Annotated in this window: 2 protein-coding genes; both read left to right on the top strand. The window is 45.9% G+C overall.

What is annotated here, in order from left to right:
• The first annotated feature begins 177 nt into the window (after nt 1–177).
• Nucleotides 178–528 (top strand): MmcQ/YjbR family DNA-binding protein, encoded by a 351-nt coding sequence (locus VN105_RS04970; RefSeq protein WP_325638529.1) that lies wholly within the window; start codon nt 178–180, stop codon nt 526–528.
• Between the two features lie 78 nt (nt 529–606).
• Nucleotides 607–2,499, top strand: coding sequence for a CocE/NonD family hydrolase (locus VN105_RS04965; protein WP_325638527.1), 1,893 nt, complete (start codon nt 607–609; stop codon nt 2,497–2,499).
• Nucleotides 2,500–2,662 lie beyond the last annotated feature (163 nt).

Raw genomic sequence — 2,662 nt, 5'->3', positions numbered from 1 at the left:
AGTTCCGGCCACCAGTAACCCTGTTACCTATAAAATGCAGGACACCACTAATTTTCCGCAAACGCAAACTATTGCCGGTTTGAATAAAACAATCACTTATACCTATAAAATAATTAAAGCGGATTAGCAGAAATTTTCCGGACTTTTGTAGCCAGATACCATCAATCATTATTGCGTATGACCCTTGCTCAGTTCCAGGAATACTGCCTTTCCTTACCCGGCGTTACAGAAGAGTTTCCTTTCGGAGATGAAACCCTCGTATATAAAGTAAGTGGAAAAATATTTGCCCTCAGCGGGCTGGAAAATTTTGAAACCATTAACCTCAAATGCGATCCCGAAGAAGCCATTGAGCTGCGGGAGCGGTATGAAGGCGTAGTTCCCGGTTATCACATGAATAAGAAACACTGGAATACGGTGGATGTACATTCCGGTATCCCCAATAAACTGCTGCTGGAATGGATCAGGAAATCGTATAACCTGGTGGTAGCCAGCTTACCCAAAAAGGAACGGGAAAAACTGGGCCAATAACCGTTCCCCATATACCTGCCGGGGCGTCCACTATTTTTTATTAAATTAGCCGCTATCTAAATCTTAAATAAACCGTTTATGAGAAAATGGCTGCTGCTGGCCTGCGCCGCGTTGTTTATAATTCCGGCTGCCTGTAAGGCTGTTAACCAGGATTCCCTCTGGATGTACGAACACTACACCAAAAAAGAAGTCTACATCACCATGCGGGACGGCATTAAGTTGTTTACTTCCATTTACCTGCCAAAAGATCAATCGGAGAAGCATCCTATCCTGATGACGCGCACCCCTTATTCCTGCGCACCGTATGGCGAAAATGCCTTCCGTCCGCTCTATAAAAATCATTATAAGGAATACCTGAAAGAAGGCTACATCATGGTGATACAGGATGTAAGAGGTACCTGGATGAGCGAAGGTAAATTTGTGAACGTAAGGCCCTTTAACCCGGATAAAAAAGGAAAGAAAGATATTGACGAAGCCAGCGATACTTATGATACCATCGATTGGCTGGTGAAGAACCTTAATGGTAACAACGGCAACGTGGGTATATTCGGTATTTCTTATCCCGGCTTCTACTCTACTATGGGAGCGCTGAGTGGTCATCCTGCCCTGAAAGCAGTGAGTCCGCAGGCGCCTGTTACGGATTGGTTTTTGGGAGATGATTTTCATCACAACGGTGCTTTCTTCATTGCAGACGCCTTTTCTTTTTATACCGTATTTGATCATCCGCATCCCAAACCCACCACGGAAGGGCCTAAGGGGATCGATTACTACACCCATGATAATTACAAATACTACCTGGAAACCGGCGCGCTACCGAACTTTGCAAAAATTATCGGCGACAGCGTTACCTTCTGGCATGAAATGTACGCACACCCCACATATGACAGCTGGTGGAAAGCCCGCAATGTGCGCAACTTCCTGAAAAATGTAAAACCAGCCATGCTGATAGTGGGCGGTGTATTTGATGCAGAAGATTGCTTCGGCGCATGGAACACCTACAAGGCCATTGAAACAAAAAGCCCGTCTACCAATAACCGTATTGTAATGGGACCATGGTACCACGGCCAGTGGGCATCCAACGATGGTACCCACCTGGGTAATGTGCGTTTTGGCAGTAATACGGCAGAATACTACGCACAAAATGTAGAAATCCCTTTCTTCAATTACTACCTCAAAGGCAAGGGCGCTGCACCTGATATTGCAGAAGCCACTATTTTCTTCACCGGTGAAAACAAATGGAAGCAGCTCCCCAAATGGCCCCCGGCCAATATGGAAGATCAAGCTGTTTACTTACAGGAAAATGGTAAGCTGTCTTTTACCAAACCCGCTGTTAACAACAGTTTCAGTGAATATGTAAGCGACCCCGCCAAACCTGTTCCCTATACGGAAGACGTACACTTTGGCCGTACCATCAACTATATGACCGACGATCAGCGCTTTGCCGGGCGCAGACCGGATGTAGCAGTATTTGAAAGCGAAGTGCTGGACAACGACATTACCCTGGCCGGCCCGGTGGTGGCCGACCTGATAGCCAGTACCAGCACTACCGATGCGGATTTTATTGTAAAAGTGATAGATGTATTTCCCGACGATTTTAAATACGAAGAAGACGCACCTACCGAGCATCGCCGGGTACCTTCGGCTACCTACCCCATGGGTGGCTACCAGATGCTGGTACGGGGAGAGATCATGCGTGGCAAATTCCGCAACAGTTTTGAAAAACCGGAAGCCTTTGTTCCCAATCAACCATCCGAAGTGAAATTCACCATGCCGGATGTGGCGCATACTTTCCGGAAAGGCCACCGTATTATGATCCAGGTACAAAGCAGCTGGTTCCCGCTTACCGACCGCAATCCCCAGCAGTTCATGGACATTTACAAGGCTACCGACAAAGATTTTAAGAAAGCTACTATCCGCATCTATCATGATGCACAGCACCCATCCAGTGTAGTGCTGCCGGTAGTGAAATAATGATGTACCGGGATGATACCGATGTTATCATCCCGGTAGTATTCCCCACAGAATGTTTATAGGCTTGCCCGCGAAATATTATATTGATTAACTTGCAACATCTTTAAAAAGCCTTATTTTAACTAACATTTCTGTCAATTATTAATTATGTACAAAAAATACC

Source organism: Chitinophaga sp. (assembly GCF_035564935.1).
In the GTDB taxonomy this organism is placed as follows: Bacteria; Bacteroidota; Bacteroidia; order Chitinophagales; family Chitinophagaceae; genus Chitinophaga.
This window is presented reverse-complemented; position numbering and strand designations above follow the sequence as displayed.